The sequence below is a fragment of the Klebsiella terrigena genome (assembly GCF_012029655.1).
Lineage (GTDB): Bacteria > Pseudomonadota > Gammaproteobacteria > Enterobacterales > Enterobacteriaceae > Klebsiella > Klebsiella terrigena.
Window position 1 is genome coordinate 2,108,525 of sequence record NZ_CP050508.1, and the last position, 26,187, is coordinate 2,134,711.

Sequence of the window (26,187 nt, forward strand, 5' to 3'; positions counted from 1 at the left end):
GAGTTGTCATGTCTTACAGTTGCCCCCTTTGCCACGCGCCGCTTGAGCGCCGCGAAAATAGCTATATCTGCCCGCAGCGGCACCAGTTTGATTTAGCAAAGGAGGGATACGTTAACCTGCTGCCGGTGCAGTTCAAACGCTCGCGCGATCCGGGTGACAGTGCGGAGATGATGCAGGCGCGACGCGCCTTTCTCGATGCCGGCCACTACCAGCCGCTGCGTGATGCGATCGGCGAGTTTCTGCAGACCTGTGCGCCAGCCGACCTGCTGGACATCGGCTGTGGCGAGGGTTACTACACCCACGCGTTTGCCGCTATTTCAGCCCGCTGCTGGGGCCTCGACGTCTCTAAATCAGCGGTTCGCGCGGCGGCCAAACGCTATCCGCAGGTGAATTTCTGCGTCGCTTCCAGCCAGCGTCTGCCGTTTGCTGATGGCAGCTTTGATGCGGTGGTGCGGATCTACGCACCCTGCAACACGCTCGAGCTGGCGCGGGTGGTCAGACCCGGAGGCTGGGTGGTTACCGCGACGCCGGGTCCGAAGCATCTGCTTGAGCTGAAAGGCCTGATTTACGACGAGGTGCATCTGCACGAGCAGAATACGGAAGAGATGACCGGTTTTACCCTGCGCCATGAGCAGCAGCTGGCGTATCCCATGACGCTAAGCGGAAGTGAGGCCGAGGCGCTGCTGCAGATGACGCCGTTTGCATGGCGGGCGAAACCGCCGGTGCGTGAGACGCTGCGTCAGCAGGCGCGATTCGGCTGCCAGACCGATTTTATGATCCACTGCTGGCAGCGTGATGCCTGATCGCTAACCGGCGAAGTGGCTCCAGAGAATTTCTGTCCCGATACCGATAAGCACAATCCCGCCGAGAATTTCAGCCCGTTTGCCAAGCAGCGGGCCGATAAACCGTCCCAGCATAATACCCAGCGTTGACATCACCAGCGTCGCGCAGCCAATCGCCAGCGCGGTGGCAATGATGTTCACCTGCAGGAATGCCAGACCGACGCCAACGGCCATGGCGTCAAGGCTGGTGGCAATGGCGGTGGTGACCAGCAGCCAAAAGCCGTGACGATGGGGCGCTTCGCACTCGTCGCCGACGCCGCCGCGAAATCCTTCAATGACCATTCGACCTCCGAGGAAAACCAGCAGTACAAAGGCAATCCAGTGATTCCACTCGAGGACGAACTGGCTGGCAAGCATCCCCATTCCCCAGCCGACAAGCGGGGTCAGCGTTTCAATCGCGCCGAAGATAAGCCCGGTGCGTAACGCTTCGGAAAATTTAGGTTTGTGGAGAGTTGCACCCTTACCGATAGAGGCGGCGAAGGCGTCCATGGACATGCCAAAGGCCAGAAGAATCGTTGCGGATAAGTTCATGAGTGCGTCCTGACCGGGGATATTCCATATGACACATCGCTGCCCCCAGTAAATATACGCAATAGCTCTAATGATTATACATTGCGTACCGCAGTGATGTGCCTATGGTCTCGCCTGATTGAATGCGTTCTTCAACCCGTACGTGCCACGTTTTGCAACGAGTATGTTGACACGTACATCTTCTGGCCTGGCGGACAGAAGATCGGCTACTCCCCAACGACGGGCGCAACCTTAACATATTTTGAGAATATAAAACAATAACACCATTTAGATATTTTAATAACCAAATGATAACGATTTTCATTTGAATTTAGGTGTCAATAATTGGTTAATAAATATGAGTGAAGTGGGCAGAGGGAATATAGCAATGGCTATGTATCCCTCTGCCGGAATCGGCTGAAATATAGCGCAGGCTATATTTGTAACTTACTGAATAGAAATGAGAAGTTTGTATATCTTTTCCAGATCGTCGATATTTCGTACGCGAATAAGCAGGCGTCTTTGCTCTAATTGCATCACCAGCACGCCGTCTTCCGATAAATTCATCTCTTTAATTCGCTTATATTCAATCCAGATATTGGCGAAGAAAAAGCCAGTCGGCTTGAAGATGATCTTCGGCGTGCGGATCCAGAACAGGTAGAGCCCCATTAATGCCAGAGCAGATAATAACCAGGTCGTGATGAGCGCGCCGTGGCTGATAATGTTGTTATAAATCAGGATGGCGGTGAGGCCGACGAAGATTATCCCATCAACGCGGCTGCGACGGAGCAGGGGAACGGCCAGCAGCTGCGGGCCGTTACGGCGCGGCATAATAAACTGGTCATAAATCGCAAATGCCAGCAGAAGCAAAATAAACAGAACCAGCACCAGATCCGTGAGAGTCATCCATCCTCCGAACAAAAGCTAAAAAAAAGCCGGGGGCAGGCCCCCGGCGTACAGCAGGATAATTACAGCCCCAGCAGGCCGATGGCGTAGCCAACGATACCGATGACGAAGAAGCCAACGATGATCCACAGGGCGTTAACTTTCTTACGCAGCAGCCACATACAGGCGAAGGTCAGCAGCAGAGGCACCAGACCCGGCATCAGCTGGTCAAGGATAGTCTGCACGGTGGTCACGCGAGTCTGGCCATCCTGACCGGTGATGGTGGATACCACCAGCGGGATGTTCACGTGCGTCCACTTGTTAACCAGTGCCCCCATGACAAACAGGCCGAGAATCGATGCCCCCTCGGTCAGTTTCTGCAGGAAGCCGCCGCCCATATCTTTAACGATGTCGATACCTTTACGGTAACCGTACGCGACGCCGTAGTAACGGGTCAGCAGACGTACCGCGTTAAACAGGATAAAGAACAGCAGAGGACCAAGCAGGCTGCCGCTCATCGCGATACCGGCACCCAGCGCCGCGAATACCGGACGCACGGTACCCCAGAAGATCGGGTCACCTACGCCTGCCAGCGGACCCATCAGGCCGACTTTGATACCGTTGATGGCACCATCGTCGATCTCCGCGCCGTTAGCACGCTGCTCTTCCATCGCCAGCGTTACGCCGAGAACCGGCGCCGCAACGTAAGGGTGAGTGTTAAAGAACTCAAGGTGACGCTTAATCGCCTGTTTACGCGCATCGTTATTCTCCGGGTACAGGCGACGAATTGCCGGCACCATAGAGAAGCAGAAGCCCAGCGCCTGCATACGTTCGAAGTTCCATGAACCCTGGAACAGGTTAGAACGAATGAACACGCCACGAATATCACTCTGAGTGAGTTTTTTCTCGGTGGTATTTTTAGTCATATCAACCATTTCGCTCACCTGTTAGTCCAGTTCGTTATCGAGATCGTTATTACCAGCAGCCTGCGCTGGCGCACCCGCTACGCGGTTGTATTTCGGGCTCAGCTGGATGTAGAGGATGGCCATTACGGTACCAATCACGCCCAGAGCAACCAGGTTGAAGTCGGTGAATGCAGCGGTAACGAAGCCGAGGTAGAAGAACGGCATCAGATAGCCTGCGCGCATCATGTTGATGACCATCGCGTAACCAACGACTACGATCATGCCACCTGCGATGTTCAGACCGCCGGTGACCACTTCCGGAATGGCGTTCAGCAGACCCTGGACTTCACTGGTACCGACGGAGATAGCGACGATAACAGCCGGGATAGCGATACGCATGGCCTGCAGGAACAGAGACGAAACGTGAAGCCAGGAAATGGCCGTCAGGTTTCCGCTATCCGCTGCTTTATCCGCAGCGTGCTGGAAGGCAACGGTGATCGTACGAACGATAATGGTCAGCACCTGGCCTGCTGCTGCCAGCGGGATAGCCAGCGCGATACCGGCACCAATGCTTTGGTGGCCCGCGATAACCAGAACGGTCGAGATGATGGACGCCAGGGCGGCATCCGGCGCTACGGCGGCACCGATGTTCATCCAGCCCAGGGCGATCATTTCCAGGGTACCACCGATGATAATACCGGTTTTCATATCCCCGAGAACGGCGCCAATCAGCGTACAGGCCACCAGAGGACGGTGGAACTGAAATTCATCAAGTACCGACTCCATACCCGCAATACACGCGACGATGAACACCAGCACAATCTGAAGAAGGGTAATCTCCATTGTACTTCTCCTGTTGATTAAGTCTTAAGTTGAAAAGTCAGGCGTGAGCGCAGGGTTATTTATTAACCTTGGCGATCAGGTCCATCATTTTCAGTTTCTGGTCGGTGGAAACTTTACGTGCTTCCAGTTCGATACCGCGGGCGTTCAGCTTCTTGAACGCTTCAATATCTTTCTCATCGACCGAAATCGCGTTGTTCACCTGCGTTTTGCCCTGGCGGAAAGCCATGCCGCCGATGTTAACGGTGGTGATATTCACGCCACCTTCAACAACGCGCTCAACGTCAGTGGGGTTAGTGAACAGCAGCATAATGCGCTCGCCGGCGTATTTGGGGTTGTTGTAGACGCGGATCATTTTAGCCACATCAACAACGTGGGCGGTGACGCCCGGAGGTGCAACCTGAGTCAGCAACGTTTTGCGTACGGTATCGGCGGCGACTTCATCGCTGACGACGATAATACGGGTGACGTTGGTTTCTTTGGTCCAGCGGGTCGCGACCTGTCCGTGGATAAGACGATCGTCAATACGCGCCAGGCCGATAACCATGTAATCGTTTGGACCCATCGGTTTAGCTGGGGTTGCTGCTCGCGGCGCTGCCGCCTGAACGGGAGCCGGAGCCGCTTTTTCTACCGCTTTCGCTTTCAGCGCCTTAACGCCTTCACGACCGGTTTCCACCGCTAACGCCACCAGCTCGTCGAACGACGGATCGTCGTCACGGGCCATCAGCGTTTCAACCAGCATTGGAATGTTAACGCCGGCGATGACTTCGTAGTGTTCTTTATCGACGACAATGCGGCTCGCCGCGTTGAACGGGCTGCCTCCCCACGTATCGACGAGAAACAACACGCCTTTAGTCGTGTCCAGCTTCGCCAGCTGTGCGTTGTACTTCTCGATCAGCGTTTCGGCGTTTTCACCGGGAACGAAATCAATCCAGCCAACGTTTTCCTGCTCGCCCAACAGCATTTCTGCCGTCTTCAGCAGCTGTTCTGCAGCCCAACCATGTGTGCCTATTACAATAGCAATCGTCACTTGCTACCTCCTTTATTATGGTGAATGCATCATCTGTTGTGATACATCCTGAATCACTCTTGCGAACAAAATCGATTCAGTAAGGGTGTAAGATCTAAAATAATCACTACAGCGAATTATTTTAGATAGTGAAAAAATAATTAATGTGATGAAGATCCGTTAATCACGCATCTACGAATAATAATTTCGCGGCGCAAAAAATAGCCTTAGCTATTGCAAAAACAGGTAAATTTTTTTCCAATCCGGTTCTGTTTTTTGCTATGTTTAGCTTCCGTTTAACTACTCAGGAGTATAGGGCATAGCCCGCTGTATGGACCCTCATCGACGTCTTTTCACCTTTTGGCACCAGTCTGCCACCGCTACCTGCTACGCTTTTTTACCAGCAACAACTGTCTCGCCTGTGCATGACATAGCGATGACTACGTCCGTCGTTAACTGGAGCAACTCATGGAATTCTTAATGGATCCCTCTATTTGGGTCGGCTTGTTGACGCTGGTCGTCCTCGAGATCGTGCTCGGTATCGACAACCTGGTATTTATCGCCATCCTTGCAGATAAACTGCCGCCAAAGCAGCGTGATAAAGCACGTCTGATTGGCCTGTCGCTGGCGCTGTTCATGCGTCTGGGGCTGCTGTCGGTTATTTCGTGGATGGTGACCTTAACCAAACCGCTGTTCAGCATCGCTGATTTTTCCTTCTCCGGTCGCGATCTTATTATGCTGCTGGGGGGGATATTCCTGCTGTTCAAGGCGACGACCGAGCTGCACGAGCGGCTGGAAAACCGCCAGCACGATGCCGGTCATGGTAAAGGTTACGCCAGCTTCTGGGTGGTGGTGCTGCAGATCGTCGTGCTTGATGCCGTGTTCTCGCTGGATGCCGTGATTACCGCCGTGGGTATGGTAAACCATCTCCCGGTGATGATGGCGGCGGTGGTGATTGCGATGATGGTGATGCTGCTGGCCTCGAAGCCGTTGACCCGCTTCGTTAACCAGCATCCGACGGTGGTGGTGCTGTGCCTTAGCTTCCTGCTGATGATTGGCCTGAGCCTGGTGGCTGAAGGCTTTGGTTTCCATATACCGAAAGGCTACCTGTACGCCGCGATTGGCTTCTCGATAACCATCGAGTTCTTCAACCAGGTGGCGCGCCGTAACTTTATCCGCCATCAGTCGACGCTGCCGCTGCGCGCGCGGACCGCCGATGCGATCCTGCGCCTGATGGGCAGCCGCAAGCAGAATCAGGTCACGCACGATGGCGACATGCCTTCTGCGGTACCGGTGCCGGAAGGCGAGTTTGCCGAAGAAGAGCGCTACATGATTAACGGCGTGCTGACGCTTGCCCAGCGCTCGCTGCGCGGCATCATGACGCCGCGCGGTGAAATCAGCTGGGTTGACGCTGAGCAGAGCGAAGATGAGATTCGCCGCCAGCTGCTCTCTTCCCCGCACAGCCTGTTCCCGGTGTGCCGGGGCGAGCTGGATGAGATCATCGGTATCGTTCGTGCCAAAGAGATGCTGGTGGCCCTGGAAGCCGGTGAGAACGTGGCGGCGCTCGCTTCGGCATCGCCGGCGATTGTGGTTCCGGAAACTCTGGACCCGATCAATCTGCTGGGCGTCCTGCGCAGGGCCCGCGGCAGCTTCGTCATTGTCACCAACGAGTTCGGCGTGGTGCAGGGGCTGGTGACGCCGCTGGACGTGCTGGAGGCGATTGCCGGCGAGTTCCCGGACGCCGATGAGACGCCGGAGATTGTTGCCGATGGCGACGGCTGGCTGATCAAGGGCTCGACCGATCTCCACGCGCTGCAGCAGGCGCTGGGGCTGGATGATATCGTCAACGAAGAAGAGGATATTGCGACGGTTGCCGGGCTGGTTATCGCCGTCAACGGCCATATCCCGCGCCCCGGCGACGTCGTTGAGCTGGCGCCGCTGCAGTTCACTATCGTTGAGGCTAACAACTATCGTGTCGATCTGGTCCGCGTCGTCAAAACGCGCCACGAGCACGACGAAGAAGAGTAATCCCGCCGACCTGCCGGCCTCCGCAAGGGGCCGGCGGGCTATTCGCTATTCTTTGCTCCCACCGTTGCCAGATTGTGCATCGCCAGCCATTGCGGGAATTCGTTTATCGGCATCGGCCGGGCGTAGCGAAACCCCTGCAGGATACCGACGCCGTGGTCACGCAGATACTCCGCCTGCTCCTGCGTTTCAACGCCTTCCGCGATAGTGACAATTTCCAGGCGATGCGCGAGGGCAATAATCATATCCGTTACCGTCGAATTTACGCTGTCGATGCCGATAGCGCTGGTGAAGGACTTATCAATTTTTAAGATATCGGGGCGCAGTTTTTTCAGCCATGACAGCGAGCTGTTGCCGGTACCGAAATCATCGATTGCCAGCTGCACGCCTTTGTAATGCAGGTGTTCGGCCATATGACGATCGCCATCCTGCAGCACGTCACGCTCCGTCAACTCCACCACCAGCTGCTGGATGGGATGGGCGCTAAACCAGTAGTGATGCAGATCGCGCAGCAGTTCGCCGTTAGCAAAGTGGCGGGCGGCGACGTTGATTGAAATATGGAAACCTTTGTCCTGGGGGAAGAGCTTCAGCTGGCGCGCGGTTTCTGCTATCACGTAGCGGGTGAGGGGAACGATAAGATTGTAGCCCTCGGCAATGGGAATAAAGACGTCGGGAGAAATATTCCCGCGACGCGGATTGTTCCAGCGCAGCAGGATCTCGACTCCACAGCACCTTTGACTGCGCGCATCTTCCAGCGGCTGGCACCAAAGCGCGAACTCGCGAGAAGCGATCCCGAGGCTGATTTCACGGGAGAAGCTGAGCCTGCCGGCGGTGATTAGCCAGGCAATACCGGTCATCAACAGCGTGAGGATCAGCGCCAGCGGCAGTTCGGCGGGCAGGTCGTTGAGCGCGATGGCCGAAGCGCCCGGGCCGCTGACGTTGATGGTAAAGGGAAACTGCGAAGAGCTCTGGTGATAAATAATTCGCTCGCCGGGAATGGCGTCGCGGTCCACCAGACCAAGGCCGTTAATAAAGCTTTTGCCCCCCACCTGCAGCCCAATACCGGTAATCAGCGGTGATTTCGCGTTGAGAATTAACTCCCCCAGCAGCTCAATGTTAATCATCAGCATGACGCCGTCGGCGCCGCTGGGGGATACCGGATACCACTGTATTAATACCGGCGAGCCGACCAGAAGCGATCCATCGGTGGAGAATACCAGAATGGGGTGATTGCTCGGCAGCATTGGCTGTCGCTGATGAACGTTAACATTGCGTTCGCCATAAATACTCGAGCAGTAAAGAATACTGGATTTCACCAGCGCGATGGTGCGCACCGTCTGCAGCGTGGCCGCCAGCTTGCGTAGAGGTAGGTGAATATCCCGGCACGGCTGGCCGACGAAATTGAGCAGCGAGGTGTGCTGGTTTTCAAGCGGGAGAAGAATTTTATTCATCGCCAGCACCATCTGGCCGGTGACGGTCTGGATCCGCTGCTGATTTAGGCTACGCTGTGAAATAAATCGGATAACCAGCGTGGTTGTTAACGTTAATAACGCAACAATCAAACAGACGACCATACGTTTTCGGCGGTATGTCGTGATGACCTTATGTGCAGTCTGCATGCGCGACACCCTGTCGACTCTGAGTATCGGTCAGAATAACAATCGTCAGACAGTAAGTGTAGTGGGTGTAAATGAATAGCAGAAGAAAAATGCGCCGGTTAGGGCGCATTTCGTTTGCGATGGTTTAGTCACACTGTACTTTGATGGCCAGACCGCCGCGGGAGGTCTCGCGATATTTGGCGTTCATATCCTTGCCGGTTTCGTACATCGTCTCGATAACTTTATCGAGGGAGACGCGCGGTTCGCTGGTACGGCGCATCGCCATTCGCGCGGCGTTAATCGCTTTAACCGATGCGATAGCGTTGCGTTCGATGCACGGCACCTGGACCTGGCCGGCGACGGGATCGCAGGTAAGGCCAAGATTGTGCTCCATGCCGATCTCTGCCGCCACGCACACCTGCTCCGGGCTGGCGCCGAGCAGCTCTGCAAGACCGGCGGCAGCCATCGAGCACGCTACGCCAACCTCGCCCTGACAGCCCACTTCCGCGCCTGAAATAGAAGCATTCATCTTGTACAGCGCGCCCACGGCGCCGGACGCCATAAAGTAGCGAATGTAGATATCAGGGCTGACCGATTCAATAAAGTGGTCGTAGTAGGCCAGCACCGCGGGCACAATCCCGCAGGCGCCGTTGGTCGGGGCCGTAACCACGCGGCCGCCGGCGGCGTTCTCTTCGTTGACGGCGAGGGCAAACATGTTCACCCAGTCAATGACGTTCATCGGGTCGCTGGAGAGCTTATCGCTGGCAACCAGCAGGCGGCGCAGCGCAGAGGCGCGACGCGGTACGCGCAGCGGTCCTGGCAGTACCCCTTCGGTATTCATGCCGCGATCGATACAGGCACGCATGGTCTGCCAGACGTTGGCAAAATAGTCTTCGATCTCTTTTTTGTCGTGCAGCGCCAGCTCGTTCTGCATCACCATTCCGGAGAGCGACAGTCCGGTCTCTTTGCAGTAGCCCAGCATCTCCTGCGCCGATTTAAACGGGTAAGGAACGCTGAGCTCGCCCGCATCTTCTTTGCCGAAATGCTCTTCGTCGACGATAAAACCGCCGCCGATGGAGTAGTAAGTTTTGCTGTAGATTTCTTTGTCACCGGCCCAGGCATGAATCGTCATCCCGTTCTCGTGCAGCGGCAGGTTGTCGCTGCGAAAACGCATGCCGTCATCCTGCGGGAAATCGACTTCCTGCTGCCCTTGCGCCAGCAGCAGGCGTCCGCGCGCTTCTACGTCGCGAATAAATGCCGGAATCGCGTCAATGTCGACCGTATCGGGCTGATTGCCCGCCAGCCCCATGATAATGGCGATGTCCGTGTGGTGGCCTTTGCCGGTTAATGACAGCGAGCCGTAGACGTCAACCGCCACGCGCGTCACGTCACTAAGTAGTCCCTTTTCGACCAGGTCATCGACGAACTGTTTACCGGCCTTCATCGGCCCTACAGTATGGGAAGATGAGGGACCAATCCCCACCTTGAACATGTCGAATATACTAATCACCATAACACTCCAGTACAGGGTTGCCGCGGGTGCGGCAACGATGTGATAACTGCGCATAGTGTAAGAGGGAACCGTAGCATCAGCTTAACTATTCACATGAATTAAACTAATGGATAACCATTAATTTACTAATGTTGAGAGCGCCGTCATATTTAAGTATATACCCTAAATAACGGGCCCGATGGGTAGCCGGAAGAGGGTGAAGCAAAGGGCGGTGCGGGGGAGTTCGGCGAGGAAACGCAGCCGGAAGAAGGGCTGCGCAAAGTCGATTAAGGCGTCAGGGCTTGACGCCGATTTGCAGGGCCAGCTCGCGGATAATCCCCGCGGTCATTCCCCAGACAAAATAATGCTGATACCACGAAAGCCAGACCCGATGCGAGTTGCCGCGGCGATGGACATCCAGCGGGTGATAGCGACCCAGGCGCAGCGCTTCGGCCAGCGGCATTTCAAAGACCGCCGCCACCTCATCCTGGCTGGCGTGATAGCGCAGGTTTGGCGGAATGATCCCCACCACCGGGGTGACCTGAAAGCCGGTCACGCTATCCACCGGCGGCAGAACGCCGATGATTTCCACCTGTTCAGGGGGAATGGCCACCTCTTCCTGCGCCTCGCGGAGCGCGGCGGCAATCAGCGACGCGTCGCTGTTATCGACCGCCCCGCCCGGGAAGGCCACCTGGCCGGCGTGCTTACGCATCCGCGGCGAGCGCTGGGTAAGCAGCAGCCCCGGCTGCGGGCGACGGACAATCGGTACCAGCACCGCGGCCTGGCGCTGATTGAGGGCGCCTTGCGAAGGCTGCGGGCGCAGTAATTGAAAGCGCGAAAGAAAGTCGTCCAGCTCAAGGGCGCTATCCGCCATATCTTAACTCTCCAGTTGGTGCAGAATGCGGTTAACTTTATCAAACGTTTCCTGGTATTCAGCGTCTTCTTCGCTATCCGCGACAATTCCGCCGCCCGCAGAGCAGTATAGCTGCCCTTGCCACGCCGTCAGCGTGCGGATCGTAATGCTGGTGTCCATATTCCCGCACAGGCTGAGATAGCCGATGCTGCCGCACCACGCGTTGCGCCGCTGCGGCTCAAGGCTATCGATAATTTGCATCGCGCGCACCTTGGGGGCGCCGGTAATGGAGCCGCCGGGAAACGCCGCGCGCAGCAGGTCGCTGGCGTGAAGATGGGCCGGTAGCCTGGCGGTAATGGTGCTGACCAGATGGTGGACCGCCGGGAACGGCTCAACGACGAAGAGCTCGGGTACGCGAACGCTGCCGGGCTCGGCCACCCGGCCAATATCGTTGCGCATCAAATCGACGATCATCAAATTTTCAGCGCGATCCTTCGGCGAGTTAGCCAGCCTTTCTGCCTGGCGGGCGTCCTGCTGCGGATCGGCCAGCCGCGGTAGGGTGCCTTTAATCGGCCGGGTCTGAATTTCACCCTGATGCAGCCGGATAAAACGCTCCGGAGAGAGGCTCAGCACCGCGCCGTCCTCGAGGCGAATAAAGGCGCTGAACGGGGCTCTGTTAGCGCGGTTAAGCTGGCAAAATGCCTGCCACTCGTCGCCCTGATAGCGGGCCTGGAAGCGCTGGGCCAGGTTGACCTGGTAGCAGTCACCGCTCTGCAGCCACGCCTGCACCTGGCGAAATTTCTCGCCGTACTGCTCGCGGCTCATATTAGAGCGCCAGGCCGAGGTCAGGCTAAAAGGGGCCGCCGCGGGGGCCGCTTGTGCCGTCAGCCAGCGCAGGCGCGCGTGGGGATCGTGGTAGCTCAGCAGAGCGACTTCACGCCGCTGGTGATCGACGATCAGCGCCCAGTCGTAAATACCGACCGCCATATCCGGCAGGGCAATATCCGCGTCGGCATGAGAGGGCAGCTTTTCGAAGCGGCGCCCCAGATCGTAGCCGAACAGCCCCAGCGCGCCGCCAAGGAACGGCAGGTGCGGATGGGCCTGCGGCGCGAGTCCGCACTGCGCCAGCTGCTGCGCCACGATTGTTAGCGGATCGTCAGCCGAAGTCGTCAACGTTTGGCCGTCATTCACCGTGGTGATACCGCCGCGGGTCGTCAGCGTTGCGCGCGGCTCGGCGACGATAATATCAAAACGGTTGTGCGGATGATCGGCAAAGCCTGAGTGCAGCAGCATCGCCCAGGGCGCTGCGCTTATCGGCGCAAAGTAGCGCTCGGCGGCATCCGGATGCCAGGGCAGGGTAATAATAGCGGGGGACAACATCTTCCTCGATCCTGATCGTTACCGCCCGCTGGCTAATAAGGGGACGGCGTGAAATAATTACGCCCCACAATGTAGCAGGAGTCAGATATGTTTGCAGGTTTACCTTCGCTGAGCCACGAGCAGCAGCAAAAAGCAGTAGAGCGTATCCATGAGCTGATGTCGCAGGGGATGAGCAGCGGTGAGGCGATTCGCCTGGTGGCCAACGAACTGCGCGCCACGCATACCGGGGACCGGATCGTAGCGCGCTTTGAAGATGATGAAGACGAAGACGACGACGCGTAATCAGACGGCGGCGATAATTTTAATTTCGACTTTGTATTCTGCTTTCATCAGCGCGGCCTGCACGGTGCAGCGAACCGGCGCGTGACCGGCAACAACCCAGGCGTCCCAGGCTCTGTTCATCGCGGCAAAATCACTTTTGTCGGCAAGGAAAATGGTGGCGTCGAGAATACGCGACTTGTTGCTGCCCTGTTTCTCAAGCACCGCGTCAATCTGCGCCAGGGTGTTGGCGGTTTGCTCTTCGGCGCCTGCGTCGAGGTTTGCCGGCACGCCGGTGTAGTACAGCGTCTGGTTGTGGATCACCACATCAGACCAGCGGGCTTCCGCATCGATACGCGTAATAGTCATTTCAGTTTCCTCTCAATCCAATGAATTTCAGGCGGCGTTGCCGGCAGAACCGGCGCGGAAACCGCCCGAAAGACGACGGGTATATCCGTTTGACGGGGGCAAGACTGCCATAATGTTCCGCTCGCGTCACTACCCGGGCTGGTGAAAAGAGCTCCTCCCTGACATAATCACTGTCCAAATAACCAGGGGGCATTGTGATCGACGATTTTGCAGCAGACGGCCAGTTGGCCAACGCGATTCCGGGATTCAAACCACGCGAGCCGCAGCGCCTGATGGCGGTGGCGGTGACGCAGGCTATTAAGGAAACGCGGCCTCTGGTGGTCGAAGCTGGGACCGGAACCGGTAAGACCTACGCCTACCTGGCGCCCGCGCTGCGGGCCAACAAAAAGGTGATTATCTCCACCGGCTCGAAGGCGCTGCAGGATCAGCTCTACAGCCGCGATCTGCCAACGGTAGCTACGGCGCTGAAATTTACCGGTAAGCTGGCGCTGCTGAAAGGGCGGTCGAACTACCTGTGCCTGGAGCGTCTCGAGCAGCAGGCGCTGGCCGGGGGCGATCTGCCGGTGCAGGTTCTGAGCGATGTCATCCTGCTGCGATCGTGGTCTAACCAAACGATTGACGGCGACGTCAGCACCTGCGTCAGCGTGGCGGAGGACTCGCAGGCCTGGCCGCTGGTCACCAGCACCAATGACAACTGCCTTGGCAGCGATTGCCCGCTGTATAAAGAGTGCTTCGTGGTTAAAGCGCGTAAAAAGGCGATGGATGCCGACGTGGTGGTGGTTAACCATCACCTGTTCCTCGCCGATATGGTGGTTAAAGAGAGCGGCTTCGCTGAGCTCATCCCCGAGGCTGAAGTGATGATCTTCGATGAAGCGCATCAGCTGCCGGATATCGCCAGCCAGTATTTTGGCCAGTCGCTCTCCAGCCGCCAGCTGCAGGACCTGGCGAAAGACATCACCATCGCCTACCGCACCGAACTCAAAGATACCCAGCAGCTGCAAAAATGCGCCGATCGCCTGGCCCAGAGCGCGCAGGATTTTCGCCTGCAGCTCGGTGACCCCGGCTATCGCGGCAACCTGCGCGACCTGCTGGCCGATAGCCATATCCAGCGTGCGCTGCTGCTGCTCGATGACGCGCTGGAACTCTGTTACGACGTGGCGAAGCTCTCCCTTGGGCGCTCCGCGCTGCTGGATGCCGCCTTTGAGCGGGCAACGGTCTATCGCGCGCGGCTCAAGCGGCTGAAAGAGATTAACCAGCCGGGCTTCAGCTACTGGTATGAGTGCACCTCGCGCCACTTTACGCTGGCCTTGACCCCGCTGACCGTCGCCGAAAAGTTTAAAGAAGTGATGGCGCAAAAGCCCGGCAGCTGGATTTTCACCTCGGCAACGCTGTCGGTAAATGACGATCTGCGCCACTTTACCTCTCGCCTCGGGATTGAAGAGGCCGAGTCGCTGCTGCTGCCCAGCCCGTTTGATTATGCTCACCAGACGCTGCTCTGCGTGCCGCGCAATCTGCCGCTGCCGAATCAGCCCGGCGCGGCGCGTCACCTGGCGGCGATGCTCAAGCCGTTGATTGAGGCTAACGACGGGCGCTGCTTTATGCTGTGCACCTCCCACGCCATGATGCGCGATCTGGCGGAGCAGTTCCGCGCCACCATGACGCTGCCGGTTCTCCTGCAGGGGGAAACCAGCAAAGGCCAGCTGCTGCAGCAGTTCGTCAGCGCCGGTAACGCGCTGCTGGTGGCGACCAGCAGCTTCTGGGAAGGGGTCGACGTGCGCGGCGATGCCCTCTCGCTGGTGATTATCGATAAGCTCCCCTTTACCTCTCCCGACGATCCGCTGCTGAAAGCGCGAATGGAAGACTGCCGGCTGCGCGGCGGCGACCCGTTCGACGAAGTTCAGCTGCCGGATGCGGTGATCACCCTCAAGCAGGGCGTGGGGCGCCTGATCCGCGATATTGACGACCGCGGCGTGCTGGTCATTTGCGATAACCGTCTGGTGATGCGCCCCTACGGCGCGGTATTCCTCGCCAGCCTTCCCCCGGCACCGCGAACCCGCGATATCCGCCGGGCGGTGCGCTTTCTCGCCGTGCCGCCGGTGCGGTGATCCGGCGTAAAATGTGATAAACTGCGCGCCATTTTGTCAATCTGCTATAGCGAGAGCGCGACAACCCATGCGAATTTTAGCTATCGATACCGCCACGGAGGCCTGCTCCGCGGCGCTGTGGAATGATGGCACCCTTTGTGCTCATTTTGAAATCTGCCCCCGTGAACATACGCAACGTATTTTGCCTCTGGTGCAGGATGTCCTTAACGAAAGCAACGTCCTGCTGACCGACCTGGATGCGCTGGCATTCGGCCGCGGCCCGGGTAGCTTTACCGGCGTGCGCATCGGTATCGGCATTGCGCAGGGCCTGGCGCTCGGCGCCGAACTGCCGATGATCGGCGTTTCTACGCTGGCCACCATGGCGCAGGGCGCATGGCGTAAAACCGGCGCCACCCGCGTGCTGGCCGCCATTGATGCCCGCATGGGCGAGGTTTACTGGGCGGAATATCAGCGCGACGAGCAGGGCGTCTGGCACGGCGAAGAGACCGAAGCGGTCCTCAAGCCGGAGGCCGTCAGCGAGCGTTTGCAGCAGCTGGAGGGAAGCTGGGCAACGGTTGGCACCGGCTGGCCGGCGTGGCCCGATCTGGCGAAGGACTCCTCGCTGACCTTAACCCACGGCGAAATTGAGCTGCCGGCAGCGGAAGATATGCTGCCTCTGGCCTGCCATCTGCTTTCCGTCGGAAAAACCGTTGCCGTAGAGCTCGCCGAGCCGGTTTATTTGCGTAACAACGTGGCCTGGAAGAAACTTCCTGGCCGTGGATGAATCTCAGTAAGCATAAGACTGAGAGAAGGAGTCGCATCATGGCGGGTCAAACTAAAGTAGTACGTTGGCTGTTGGCGGGCGCCGCTGCCGCTGCGTTAAGTGGCTGCGTTTCGGTACCGGATGCCATCAAAGGCTCTACCCCGACGCCGCAGCAGGATTTAGTGCGGGTTATGGCCGCACCGCAGCTGTACGTTGGCCAGGAAGCTCGCTTTGGCGGCAAAGTGGTCAACATCACCAATCAGCAGGGCAAAACCCGCTTAGAAATTGCCACGGTGCCGCTGGACAGCGCCGCTCGACCCGAGCTGGGCGAGCCTTCGCGCGGGCGTATCCTCGCCGACGTTAATGGCTTCCTCGACCCGGTCGACTTCCGCGGTCACCTGGTGACGGTAGTTGGCCCGATTACCGGCGTTGTCGACGGTAAGGTTGGCGGCACGCCGTACAAATTTATGCAGATGAATGCTATCGGCTATAAGCGCTGGAATGTTGTGCAGCAGGTGGTTATGCCGCCGCAGCCGATTGACCCGTGGATGGTCGGCCCGCGTCCGTGGCGCTACGGCTACGGTTATGGCGGCTGGGGCTACGGTGGAATGGGCTGGTATAACCCGGGTCCAGCGGAAGTAAGAAATGTGGTAACCGAATGATTTTGCGGTTTTTATAAGCTATTTGAAAGCTAAAAGAAACAGCGGCCTGTCCGCTGTTTCGTCATTTTTGGTCTGATAAGAAAAATAAATAGTGACGCGCTTCGCAACCTGCAAAACGCCTAATTAATAAACTGGTACGCTGAGTTAATATAATGTTAACAGAATGTTTGTTGATCAGGGGCTGTGATGACGACGAATAACTATTTCAGAGGTGATGCAGTGAAAAAGGTTTGGCTAAACCGTTATCCCGCCGATGTTCCTGCGGAGATAAATCCTGACCGCTATCAATCCCTGGTTGAATTGTTTGAACACGCCGCCACGCGCTATGCCGACCAGCCGGCGTTTATCAACATGGGCGAGGTGATGACCTATCGTAAGCTGGAGGAGCGCAGCCGCGCCTTCGCCGCTTACCTTCAGCAGGGCCTGGGTCTGCAAAAGGGCGACCGCGTGGCGCTGATGATGCCTAACCTGCTGCAGTACCCCATCGCGCTGTTCGGCATCCTGCGCGCCGGGATGATCGTGGTTAACGTCAACCCGCTATACACGCCGCGCGAGCTTGAGCATCAGCTCAACGACAGCGGCGCCGCGGCGATTGTGATCGTCTCAAACTTTGCGCATACCCTCGAGAAGGTGGTCGATAAAACCCAGGTCAGGCACGTTATCCTGACGCGAATGGGCGATCAGCTGTCGACGGCGAAAGGGACCCTGGTTAACTTCGTCGTCAAGTATATCAAGCGGCTGGTGCCGAAATATCATCTGCCCGACGCCATTTCGTTTCGCAGCGCGCTGCAGCACGGCTACCGGATGCAGTACGTCAAACCGGAAATCGTCTGTGAAGATCTGGCGTTCCTGCAGTATACCGGCGGGACGACCGGCGTAGCGAAAGGGGCCATGCTGACCCATCGCAATATGCTGGCCAACCTTGAGCAGGTCAACGCCACCTACGGGCCGCTGCTGCACCGGGGCAAAGAGCTGGTGGTGACGGCTTTACCGCTGTACCACATCTTTGCGCTGACCATGAACTGCCTGCTGTTTATCGAGCTTGGCGGGCAGAACCTGCTGATTACCAACCCGCGGGATATTCCGGGACTGGTGAAGGAGCTGGCTAAATATCCGTTTACCGCGATGACCGGGGTCAATACCCTGTTTAACGCGCTGCTGAATAACAAAGAGTTTCAGCAGCTCGACTTCTCCACGCTGCACCTCTCCGCCGGCGGCGGGATGCCGGTTCAGCAGGTGGTGGCCGAACGCTGGGTGAAGCTCACCGGACAGTATCTGCTGGAGGGTTACGGCCTCACCGAGTGCGCGCCGCTGGTTAGCGTTAACCCGCATGATATTGACTACCACAGCGGGAGCATCGGGCTTCCGGTGCCGTCGACCGAAGCGAAGCTGGTGGACGATGACGATAACGAGGTCGCCCCGGGCGAGCCGGGCGAGCTGTGCGTGAAAGGCCCGCAGGTAATGCTGGGTTACTGGCAGCGTCCGGACGCCACCGCTGAAATCATCAAAGACGGCTGGCTGCACACCGGCGATATCGCGGTGATGGACGACGATGGTTTCCTGCGGATTGTCGATCGTAAGAAAGATATGATTCTGGTTTCCGGATTTAACGTCTACCCCAACGAAATTGAAGACGTGGTGATGCAGCACTCCGGCGTTCAGGAAGTGGCGGCGGTCGGCGTACCGTCCGGCAGCAGCGGCGAAGCGGTGAAGATTTTTGTCGTGAAGAAAGATGCGGCGCTGACGGAAGAGGCGCTGATCACCTTCTGCCGCCGCCAGCTGACGGGCTATAAGGTTCCCAAGCTGGTTGAGTTTCGTGATGAACTGCCAAAATCGAACGTCGGGAAAATTTTACGGCGAGAACTTCGTGACGAAGCTCGCGCTAAAGTAGACAATAAAGCCTGAGCTAAGAGTGAATCGCCAGACGCCGGCTAAGCCGGCGTTTTTTATGGGCGCCAGTTAAGAGAGCATGATTTGAACTATCAGATGATTACCACCAACGACGGACTTCGCGCCGTCTGTGAAGCGGCAAGCGCGGCAGCTGCGGTTGCGCTGGATACGGAATTTGTCCGCACCCGTACCTATTATCCACAGCTGGGACTGCTGCAGCTGTTTGATGGCGAGCAGGTTTCGCTCATCGATCCGCTGGAAATCACCGATTGGGCACCGATGCGTGAACTGCTGCTGAATCAAAACGTCACCAAATACCTCCACGCCGGCAGTGAAGATCTGGAAGTGTTCCTTAACACCTTCAGCCTGATGCCGCAGCCGCTGATTGACACCCAAATTCTGGCGGCCTTCTGCGGGCGCCCGATGTCATGGGGCTTTGCGTCGATGGTCGAGGAGTACTCCGGCGTGGCGCTGGATAAGAGCGAGTCGCGTACCGACTGGCTGGCCCGCCCGCTGACCGAACGCCAGTGCGACTATGCCGCGGCGGACGTCTGGTACCTGCTGCCCATCGCCATCAGGCTGATGGCCGAAACCGAAGCCGCCGGCTGGCTGCCCGCTGCGCTGGACGAATGTCGTCTGATGCAGCAGCGCCGCCAGGAAATACAGGACCCGTCGCAGGCGTGGCGCGAGATCGGCAACGCCTGGCAGCTTCGTACCCGCCAGCTCGGCTGTCTGCAGCTGCTGGCGGAGTGGCGCCTGCGCAAAGCGCGCGATCGCGACATGGCGGTGAATTTCGTCGTGCGTGAAGAGCATCTGTGGAGCGTGGCGCGCTATATGCCCGGCAGCCTCGGCGAGCTCGATAGCCTCGGGCTGTCGGGCAGCGAAATTCGTTTTCACGGCAAAACGCTGATAAGCCTGGTGGCTAAGGCGCAGGAGCTGCCGGAAGAGGCGTTGCCTGAGCCGCTGCAAAACCTGATCGATATGCCCGGATACCGCAAGGTCTTCAAAGAGATTAAGGCGCTGGTACAGGAAGTGAGTAGCGAAACGGGGCTGAGCGCCGAGCTGCTGGCGTCAAGAAGGCAGATTAACCAGCTGCTGAACTGGCACTGGCAGTTGAAGAGCGGAAATGCGCTGCCGGAGCTGATTTCCGGCTGGCGTAGCGAACTGATGGCCGATCGCCTGCGGGCGCTGCTCAGCGAATATCCGCGCTAGGTCACGGCAGCGCTAAGCTACGGCAAATAGCCCGGGAGATCTCCGGGCTATGCAACAAACTGGCCCGACAGCGCAAGGCTATCGGGCGCATCCAGCGTCAGGATTTCGACTCTTCCGGTTCTGGTAAAGTCACGTTCAACTCCAGAATCGAAATATCACCGTCTCGCTGCTCCAGCTGCACGCTGACCATTTCCGGGTCGATCTGCACGTACTTACAGATGACTTCCAGAATATCTTTTCGTAGCTGCGGCAGGTAATGCGGTTCAGCATCGCCGCGACGACGCTCCGCAACGATGATTTGCAGGCGCTCTTTCGCAATGTTGGCCGTGTTCTTTTTCCGCGAGAGAAAAAAGTCGAGTAATGCCATAATTTATCCTCCGAACAGGCGTTTGAGGAAACCTTTCTTCTCTTCTTCAATGAAGCGGAAAGGACGTTCTTCTCCGAGCAGACGTTCGACGGTATCGGCATAGGCCTTACCTGCGTCCGATGCATCATCCAGAATAACCGGCTCACCCTGGTTCGACGCGCGCAGCACGGACTGATCTTCCGGGATCACGCCTACCAGATTGATACGCAGGATCTCCAGAACGTCTTCCATGCTCAGCATGTCGCCCTTATTGACGCGACCTGGGTTGTAGCGGGTCAGCAGCAGGTGCTCTTTAATCGGCTCTTCGCCATTTTCCGCACGGCGGGATTTGGATGCAAGAATACCGAGGATGCGGTCGGAGTCACGAACGGAGGAGACTTCCGGGTTAGTGGTGATGATGGCTTCGTCAGCGAAGTACAGCGCCATCAGCGCACCGGTTTCGATGCCTGCAGGGGAATCGCAGACAACAAAATCGAAATTCATTTTTTTCAGTTCTTCAAGAACCTTGTCTACGCCTTCGCGGGTCAGCGCGTCTTTATCACGCGTCTGGGAAGCGGGGAGGATGTAGAGGTTTTCGGTGCGCTTATCTTTGATTAACGCCTGATTCAGCGTGGCGTCACCCTGAATAACGTTAACGAAGTCATAAACCACCCGGCGCTCGCAGCCCATGATCAGGTCAAGGTTACGCAGGCCAATGTCGAAGTCGATAACGACGGTCTTCTTTCCCTTCTGGGCCAAACCAGTAGCGATGGCCGCGCTGGAGGTGGTCTTGCCAACGCCCCCTTTACCCGAAGTCACAACAATAATGCGTGCCATAGAAATTCCTTGTTAAAAAGGGACTAACTCAACGGTTGAATAGTCAAAGCGTTATCGCCCAGACGCAGACGCGCCGCTTTGCCATAAAATTCGGCCGGGATATTATCACTCAGCCAGTATTCCCCAGCGATGGACACCAGTTCCGCCGTGAGGTGTGAACAAAATATTTGGGCTTCCCTGTCGCCGCCTGCGCCTGCGAGTGCGCGACCTCGCATCATGCCATATACATGGATATTACCGTCTGCGATAAGTTCCGCACCGGCACTCACATGGTTTGTAACAATTAGATCACAGTTTGGCGCATAAATGCGCTGACCGGAACGTACCGGCAGGTCAATCAAACGCGTTTTTGTGATCTGATTAACAACTGGCGGGGCGACAACCGGTTCTGGCGGTGCCTGACGAGGCTTTTTTTCTTTCCCTTCCGTCAGTAAAGGGATCCCGGTGCGGTCGATTTCCGCTTTCAGCCGTGGGACCTTGCAGCCGCTCACGCCGATAATCCGTAAACCGGTGGTGGCGATGGCTTCCTGCATGGCGCGCCAGTCGACGACATTTTCGATGCTGCTAATATTCACAACGACCGGGGCGTGACGTAAAAAAGCGGGGGCCTGGGCGATTTTGTCTTCTAACGCCTGACGAATAACCTCGGGATTTGCGTCGTGCAAATGAACGACAGATAAGGTAAAGCTACTGCCCTTAAGTTCGATTGGCGTATTTGACATCCTGGCCTTACTCAATTTGCTGTTTATCACCTGCCGAAGTGCGGTGATATTCCGAAGACTAAAAGGCATGTTATAGTCACTCATATATTGAGGCAAGTGACCACGGGTCTAATTCCGAGTAAAACTATGTTTTGTGTGATCTATCGAAGTACTAAACGTGAGCAAACCTATTTATATGTCGAAAAAAAGGACGATTTCTCACGCGTGCCCCCGGAATTAATGAGCAGCTTCGGCACGCCGAAAATGACCATGCTGCTGCCGCTCGACGGGCGTAAAAAACTGGCTAGCGCTGACCTGGAAAAAGTAAAACAGGCGTTGAGCGAACAGGGCTATTATCTGCAGATTCCTCCACCGCCTGAGAATTTACTCAAGAAGCATCTGGCGGAACAGGGGAATAATCCTTAAATAATTCAGACTGCCGGAAGGGGAACGTCGTTCACGCCGGAGCAGCCTGAAGGAAAAGGGTATCACTCTGATTCACCCACTAAGGGGAAATAATGTACCAACATCATAACTGGCAGGGAGCATTACTGGATTTTCCGGTAAGCAAAGTCGTTTGCGTGGGCAGCAACTATGCAAACCACATCAAGGAAATGGGCAGTGCGACGCCGGAAGAACCGGTGCTGTTTATTAAACCTGAGACGGCGTTGTGCGATATCCGCCAGCCGTTGGTGCTTCCTGAAGGGCTGGGGTCGGTGCATCACGAAGTGGAGCTGGCGGTGCTGATTGGCAGCACGCTGCGTCAGGCGACCGAAGAGCACGTGCTCAAAGGGATCGCGGGCTACGGCGTGGCGCTGGATCTGACCCTGCGCGATCTGCAGGGCAAGCTGAAAAAAGCCGGCCAGCCGTGGGAGAAGGCCAAGGGGTTCGACAACGCCTGCCCGATCTCCGGTTTTATTCCCGCCGCTGAATTCCACGGCGACCCGCAGAGCACCGCGCTGAGCCTGAAGGTGAACGGCGCTGTCCGCCAGCAGGGCACGACTGCCGATATGATCCATAAAATTGTGCCACTGATTGCCTATATGTCGCGCTTCTTTACGCTGAAGGCCGGCGATGTGGTGCTGACCGGCACCCCGGAAGGCGTCGGCCCGCTGAATAGCGGCGACGAGCTCGAAGTCGGTTTTAACGGTTTCTCCCTGTCGACCCGCGTGCTGTAACCTCCTGTTGCCGCCTTCAGAGGCGGCAAAACTTGCATCGGCGTGCCAGACTGGTTATAAGGTGCACCCTGAATTGCAATGACGGACATCCCTATGAGCGAACAACTCTTCTGGCAACACAAAACGCTGGAGCAAATGACCGACGCGGAGTGGGAATCACTGTGCGACGGCTGCGGACAGTGCTGCCTGCATAAGCTGATGGATGAGGATACTGACGAAATCTATTTTACTAACGTCGCCTGCCGTCAGTTGAATATTAAAACCTGCCAGTGTCGTAACTATGAACGGCGCTTCGAGTATGAGCCTGACTGCATCAAGCTTACGCGGGACAATCTGCCGACCTTTGAGTGGTTGCCGCCGACCTGCGCCTATCGCCTGCTGGCGGAAGGCCAGCCGCTGCCGCACTGGCATCCGCTGCTGACCGGCTCGAAGGCGGCGATGCACGGCGAGCGCATTTCCGTGCGCCATATCGCGGTGAAAGAGTCCACCGTTAACGACTGGCAGGACCATATTTTAAACAAGCCTGACTGGGCGCAGTAGCGCCCGCTGCCCTTAGCGCTAAGCAGAACGGCTAAAACAGGAAACCCGCCAACCGGCGGGTTTTCTGTTTTCAGCCATCGGCAGGCAGGATTACGATTTTTTGCTATGGAACAGCCCGTTTTCGCCGTCGGCGTCATCCTCAACCCAGAAGTTGATATTGAACTGGGCGTCGTCGCTTAATTCGATGCGGTGCCAGTACTGGGGCGGGCTGGTCGCAAACTGCCCGGCGTTAATCACCACTTTGACCTCCGGCTCCGTCGCCTGTTCGTCGGCGAAGCCGTAATAGGTCACCGTCCCTTCCATCACGCAGAGCTGGCCGAAAACGGCGGCGGCGGTGTTGTGGTGGGTGAGCAGGGCGGCAGGTACGTTCTCTTTGGTAAAGAAGGGCGTGGAGCGTTTAACTTTCCAGTTAGCCGGAATACGCAGGTGAGACATCATGAGCTCCTTAGCGGATGCGAATAAGATGCATTTAATATGCAGCTTATGAAGCCTGACGTCAACTCGCGGCAGAGAAAAATACCCTAAAGGCGCGGTACCGGCGACCGGGTCCGCTGCGCTCAACGAACGTCGGGCAGAGGCTGCGGCCGCCCCGGGCCTTTTCATCGCCGAACCTTCGGCATCGTGGAGAGCTGTTGGGGTGCGAGGCAAAAAAAAACCTGCCAGCGATTGCTCTGACAGGTTTTACTCTTAGCGGTGCGGCTTGATTAGCGGCCGAACAGATCGCGTTTTTTCGGTTTGAACGGCTGAGCAATCAGAACCAGCACGGCCACAACCAGATAGGCGGCAAAGATCCCCACCAGCCACTGCGGCATCTCCAGCGTCAGGAACTCCCACTGGCGCACGGAACAGTCGCCGCTGGCCACGAACATCTGCGGCAGCCACTTATCCAGCGGCAGCCACGTTGGGAAACGGGCGGCAAAGTCGCAGGTCTGGAACGGAGAAGGGTGAAGCTGAATCATGGTATGTTCCCACGCCAGCTGCAGCCCCCGCAGGGCGCTGTAGAGCCAGATAACCAGCGCCACGTAGCGCAGCGGCGTTTTCGGGGCGATAGCGCCGACAATACCGGCTGCCATAATGCCTAATAGCGCACAGCGTTCGTAAATACACATTACGCAGGGCTGCAGCAGCATAACGTGCTGGAACCACAGCGCAACCATCTCAAGCGCGAAAGCGGTGAACGCCATCAGGAGCCAGGCTCCGCGTCCTCTTGAGCACTGGTTTAAATATCGCAACATAGTCTTTTCCCTGAAAAATGCTAAATCATGGCAGTGTAAACGAAAACCGAACCGACGCCAGCAGCTAGTCCGAAAATATTACGTAAAAATATTGCACACCCGGCGGTAGATCCCGGATGTGCAATATGCGTCAGGCTCAGGGAAGCTGCGGCGTCACGAGCCAGCCGTTTTCGAGCATCCACTGCGTCGCCGGCATTAGCGTAAATTCGACGCACAGCAGCCCGACCAGGGTCATCACGATGGTGTAAGGCAGCGCCATCCACACCATTCGCCCGTAGGAGAGGCGAATCAGCGGCGCCAGGGCGGAGGTCAGCAGGAACAGGAATGCCGCCTGGCCGTTAGGCGTGGCGACCGAAGGCAGGTTGGTGCCGGTATTGATAGCGACCGCCAGCAGCTCAAACTGCGGCAGGCTGATGGTGCCCTGCTGGAGCGCGGTTTTGGCCTCGTTGATATAGACCGTGCCGACGAAGACGTTATCGGAAATGGATGACAGCAGGCCGTTAAACAGATAGAACAGCGACAGCTGGGCGTGCGGCGACGCCTGCAGTACGAACTGGATCACCGGCGAGAACAGGTGCTGGTCGATGATTACCGCGACCACGGCGAAAAATACCGTCAGCAGCGCGGTGAACGGCAGCGCCTCGGTAAAGGCTTTACCGATAGCGTGCTCGTCGGTCACGCCGGAGAAGGTGGTCGCCAGAACGATCACCGACAGACCGATCAGCCCGACCTCCCCAAGATGCAGGGCCAGCGCGGTTATCAGCCAGATGCCGATAATCCCCTGAGCGATAAGCCGCAGGCGATCCTGACGGCTGCGCTGCTGGCGGCTGCGATCGTCGTAATCCTGCAGAACCTTACGCACCGCCAGCGGCAGCGGTTCCCCGTAGCCGAACAGGCCGAACTTCTCCACCAGCAGGCAGGTGAGCAGGCCGCAGACGATGACCGGCAGCGTCACCGGCGCCATGCGTAAGAAGAACTCGCCGAAGTGCCATCCGGCCGCTTTGGCGATGATCAGGTTTTGCGGTTCGCCCACCATGGTCATCACGCCGCCCAGCGCGGTACCGACGCCCGCGTGCATCATCAGGCTGCGCAGAAAGCCGCGGAACTGCTCCAGCACGTCGCGATAGTGCTGGTCGATGTGGCTATCGTCCAGCAGATCGAGATCGTCGGGCCGCGCGGAGGCCACGCGATGATAAATGCCGTAAAATCCCACCGCGACGCTAATCACCACCGCCACCACGGTTAACGCATCGAGGAAGGCGGAGAGGAACGCCGCTGCCAGGCAAAAGGCCAGCGACAGCAGCATCTTGCTGCGGATACCCAGCAGCAGGCGGGTAAAGATAAACAGCAGCAGCTGCTTCATAAAGTAGATCCCGGCCACCATAAATATCAGCAGCAGGAGCACCTCGAGGTTGCCGGCGATCTCATCGCGAATATGCTCTGCGGTGGTCATCCCGATAAATACCGCCTCGATAGCCAGCAGGCCACCGGGCAGCAGCGGATAGCATTTGAGCGCCATCGCCAGGGTAAAAATAAACTCAACCACCAGCAGCCAGCCGGCGATGAACGGATTGAGGTAGAACGCCAGCGGGTTAATGATTAAGAAAACAATTAAGGTGAGCTTATACCAGTCCGGAGACTGGCCAAGAAAATTACGCCACAGGGCGCGGGCATAAGACATTTCCACGACAGACATCCTTCCCCGTCAAATATTGACATGAATTTACGTATTGCGATTGGCAAGACTACCAGCTGAGCAAAAGGGGAAGCAAC

27 protein-coding genes and 1 riboswitch are annotated in these 26,187 nt (G+C 57.3%); of the genes, 11 read left to right on the plus strand and 16 right to left on the minus strand.

The genetic code is table 11. From position 1 onward, the window contains the following. Positions 1 to 8: 8 nt before the first annotated feature. Complete coding sequence (gene rlmA, locus HCK03_RS09925; protein ID WP_143716232.1) at positions 9 to 803, plus strand: 23S rRNA (guanine(745)-N(1))-methyltransferase; 795 nt, start codon at positions 9 to 11, stop codon at positions 801 to 803. Between the two features lie 3 nt (positions 804 to 806). Here rlmA and mntP read toward each other — a convergent pair whose 3' ends face one another. From mntP to manX, 5 genes are all read right to left on the minus strand, one after another. Then, positions 807 to 1,373 (minus strand): manganese efflux pump MntP, encoded by a 567-nt coding sequence (mntP, locus tag HCK03_RS09930; protein WP_167691499.1) that lies wholly within the window; start codon positions 1,371 to 1,373, stop codon positions 807 to 809. 116 nt (positions 1,374 to 1,489) lie between these two features. Beyond that, positions 1,490 to 1,600: riboswitch (yybP-ykoY riboswitch) on the minus strand. A gap of 199 nt (positions 1,601 to 1,799) precedes the next feature. Then, positions 1,800 to 2,258 carry a DUF986 family protein gene (locus tag HCK03_RS09935; RefSeq protein ID WP_167691500.1) on the minus strand — a complete coding sequence of 153 codons (459 nt, stop codon included), beginning with the start codon at positions 2,256 to 2,258 and terminating at the stop codon, positions 1,800 to 1,802. Positions 2,259 to 2,320: 62 nt separating this feature from the next. Next, entirely contained in the window at positions 2,321 to 3,172 is an 852-nt protein-coding gene (locus HCK03_RS09940) for a PTS mannose transporter subunit IID (RefSeq protein WP_041146195.1), read from the minus strand. 12 nt (positions 3,173 to 3,184) lie between these two features. Further along, a complete protein-coding gene (locus HCK03_RS09945; protein WP_041146194.1) occupies positions 3,185 to 3,985 on the minus strand; it encodes a PTS mannose/fructose/sorbose transporter subunit IIC in 801 nt (266 codons plus the stop codon). Between the two features lie 55 nt (positions 3,986 to 4,040). Continuing rightward, positions 4,041 to 5,012 carry a PTS mannose transporter subunit IIAB gene (gene manX, locus HCK03_RS09950; RefSeq protein ID WP_041146193.1) on the minus strand — a complete coding sequence of 324 codons (972 nt, stop codon included), beginning with the start codon at positions 5,010 to 5,012 and terminating at the stop codon, positions 4,041 to 4,043. A 447-nt stretch (positions 5,013 to 5,459) separates the two neighbouring features. On the opposite strand from manX, the gene yoaE reads away from it, so the two are divergent. Then, positions 5,460 to 7,019 (plus strand): CNNM family cation transport protein YoaE, encoded by a 1,560-nt coding sequence (gene yoaE / locus HCK03_RS09955; protein WP_041146192.1) that lies wholly within the window; start codon positions 5,460 to 5,462, stop codon positions 7,017 to 7,019. A gap of 38 nt (positions 7,020 to 7,057) precedes the next feature. Here yoaE and HCK03_RS09960 read toward each other — a convergent pair whose 3' ends face one another. The 4 genes from HCK03_RS09960 to pabB all read right to left on the minus strand — a co-directional run bounded on the left by HCK03_RS09960 (position 7,058) and on the right by pabB (position 12,339). Then, positions 7,058 to 8,635, minus strand: coding sequence for an EAL domain-containing protein (locus tag HCK03_RS09960; RefSeq protein ID WP_148250122.1), 1,578 nt, complete (start codon positions 8,633 to 8,635; stop codon positions 7,058 to 7,060). Positions 8,636 to 8,759: 124 nt separating this feature from the next. Continuing rightward, positions 8,760 to 10,124: an L-serine ammonia-lyase gene (gene sdaA, locus HCK03_RS09965; protein ID WP_041147681.1), complete on the minus strand. Its 1,365-nt coding sequence runs from the start codon at positions 10,122 to 10,124 to the stop codon at positions 8,760 to 8,762. Positions 10,125 to 10,401: 277 nt separating this feature from the next. Then, positions 10,402 to 10,980 carry a CoA pyrophosphatase gene (locus tag HCK03_RS09970; protein WP_041146190.1) on the minus strand — a complete coding sequence of 193 codons (579 nt, stop codon included), beginning with the start codon at positions 10,978 to 10,980 and terminating at the stop codon, positions 10,402 to 10,404. 3 nt (positions 10,981 to 10,983) lie between these two features. Continuing rightward, the gene (pabB, locus tag HCK03_RS09975; protein WP_167691501.1) at positions 10,984 to 12,339 is read right to left on the minus strand and encodes an aminodeoxychorismate synthase component 1; all 1,356 of its coding nucleotides are present in this window, start codon (positions 12,337 to 12,339) and stop codon (positions 10,984 to 10,986) included. 87 nt (positions 12,340 to 12,426) lie between these two features. On the opposite strand from pabB, the gene HCK03_RS09980 reads away from it, so the two are divergent. Then, positions 12,427 to 12,621 (plus strand): YoaH family protein, encoded by a 195-nt coding sequence (locus HCK03_RS09980; RefSeq protein ID WP_123551602.1) that lies wholly within the window; start codon positions 12,427 to 12,429, stop codon positions 12,619 to 12,621. Here the strand turns inward: HCK03_RS09980 and HCK03_RS09985 are convergent, their stop codons facing one another. Continuing rightward, positions 12,622 to 12,966, minus strand: a complete 345-nt coding sequence (locus HCK03_RS09985) for a RidA family protein (protein WP_041146187.1) — start codon at positions 12,964 to 12,966, stop codon at positions 12,622 to 12,624. It abuts the gene before it with no gap. 194 nt (positions 12,967 to 13,160) lie between these two features. Between HCK03_RS09985 and HCK03_RS09990 the strand changes: the two genes are divergently transcribed. The 5 genes from HCK03_RS09990 (at position 13,161) to rnd (ending at position 19,577) form a co-directional block, all read left to right on the plus strand. Continuing rightward, complete coding sequence (locus HCK03_RS09990; protein WP_041146186.1) at positions 13,161 to 15,071, plus strand: ATP-dependent DNA helicase; 1,911 nt, start codon at positions 13,161 to 13,163, stop codon at positions 15,069 to 15,071. A gap of 67 nt (positions 15,072 to 15,138) precedes the next feature. Next, positions 15,139 to 15,834, plus strand: a complete 696-nt coding sequence (gene tsaB, locus HCK03_RS09995; RefSeq protein WP_041146185.1) for a tRNA (adenosine(37)-N6)-threonylcarbamoyltransferase complex dimerization subunit type 1 TsaB — start codon at positions 15,139 to 15,141, stop codon at positions 15,832 to 15,834. A gap of 38 nt (positions 15,835 to 15,872) precedes the next feature. Continuing rightward, positions 15,873 to 16,475, plus strand: a complete 603-nt coding sequence (locus HCK03_RS10000) for a Slp family lipoprotein (protein ID WP_041146184.1) — start codon at positions 15,873 to 15,875, stop codon at positions 16,473 to 16,475. Positions 16,476 to 16,694: 219 nt separating this feature from the next. After that, on the plus strand, positions 16,695 to 18,380 hold the full coding sequence (fadD, locus tag HCK03_RS10005) for a long-chain-fatty-acid--CoA ligase FadD (RefSeq protein WP_115192405.1): 1,686 nt from the start codon (positions 16,695 to 16,697) through the stop codon (positions 18,378 to 18,380). An 81-nt stretch (positions 18,381 to 18,461) separates the two neighbouring features. Next, positions 18,462 to 19,577, plus strand: coding sequence for a ribonuclease D (rnd, locus tag HCK03_RS10010; RefSeq protein ID WP_161795719.1), 1,116 nt, complete (start codon positions 18,462 to 18,464; stop codon positions 19,575 to 19,577). A gap of 97 nt (positions 19,578 to 19,674) precedes the next feature. On the opposite strand, the gene minE is transcribed toward rnd, so the two are convergent. The 3 genes from minE to minC are packed head-to-tail and all read right to left on the minus strand — an operon-like array spanning position 19,675 to position 21,482. After that, positions 19,675 to 19,944 (minus strand): cell division topological specificity factor MinE, encoded by a 270-nt coding sequence (gene minE, locus HCK03_RS10015; protein WP_041146181.1) that lies wholly within the window; start codon positions 19,942 to 19,944, stop codon positions 19,675 to 19,677. Positions 19,945 to 19,947: 3 nt separating this feature from the next. Then, a complete protein-coding gene (gene minD, locus HCK03_RS10020; RefSeq protein WP_041146180.1) occupies positions 19,948 to 20,760 on the minus strand; it encodes a septum site-determining protein MinD in 813 nt (270 codons plus the stop codon). Positions 20,761 to 20,783: 23 nt separating this feature from the next. Further along, positions 20,784 to 21,482 carry a septum site-determining protein MinC gene (minC, locus tag HCK03_RS10025; protein ID WP_041146179.1) on the minus strand — a complete coding sequence of 233 codons (699 nt, stop codon included), beginning with the start codon at positions 21,480 to 21,482 and terminating at the stop codon, positions 20,784 to 20,786. A 126-nt stretch (positions 21,483 to 21,608) separates the two neighbouring features. Here minC and HCK03_RS10030 point away from each other — a divergent pair, with 126 nt between their 5' ends. The 3 genes from HCK03_RS10030 (at position 21,609) to HCK03_RS10040 (ending at position 23,179) form a co-directional block, all read left to right on the plus strand. Continuing rightward, positions 21,609 to 21,887 (plus strand): YcgL domain-containing protein, encoded by a 279-nt coding sequence (locus HCK03_RS10030; protein WP_041146178.1) that lies wholly within the window; start codon positions 21,609 to 21,611, stop codon positions 21,885 to 21,887. A gap of 92 nt (positions 21,888 to 21,979) precedes the next feature. Next, positions 21,980 to 22,639: a fumarylacetoacetate hydrolase family protein gene (locus tag HCK03_RS10035; RefSeq protein ID WP_041146177.1), complete on the plus strand. Its 660-nt coding sequence runs from the start codon at positions 21,980 to 21,982 to the stop codon at positions 22,637 to 22,639. A 93-nt stretch (positions 22,640 to 22,732) separates the two neighbouring features. Then, positions 22,733 to 23,179, plus strand: coding sequence for a YcgN family cysteine cluster protein (locus tag HCK03_RS10040; RefSeq protein WP_041146176.1), 447 nt, complete (start codon positions 22,733 to 22,735; stop codon positions 23,177 to 23,179). 90 nt (positions 23,180 to 23,269) lie between these two features. Here the strand turns inward: HCK03_RS10040 and HCK03_RS10045 are convergent, their stop codons facing one another. The 3 genes from HCK03_RS10045 to nhaB all read right to left on the minus strand — a co-directional run bounded on the left by HCK03_RS10045 (position 23,270) and on the right by nhaB (position 26,101). Further along, complete coding sequence (locus tag HCK03_RS10045) at positions 23,270 to 23,614, minus strand: TehB family protein (protein ID WP_041146175.1); 345 nt, start codon at positions 23,612 to 23,614, stop codon at positions 23,270 to 23,272. 269 nt (positions 23,615 to 23,883) lie between these two features. Then, entirely contained in the window at positions 23,884 to 24,414 is a 531-nt protein-coding gene (dsbB, locus tag HCK03_RS10050; protein WP_041146174.1) for a disulfide bond formation protein DsbB, read from the minus strand. Positions 24,415 to 24,550: 136 nt separating this feature from the next. Then, positions 24,551 to 26,101: a sodium/proton antiporter NhaB gene (gene nhaB, locus HCK03_RS10055; protein WP_167691502.1), complete on the minus strand. Its 1,551-nt coding sequence runs from the start codon at positions 26,099 to 26,101 to the stop codon at positions 24,551 to 24,553. Positions 26,102 to 26,187 lie beyond the last annotated feature (86 nt).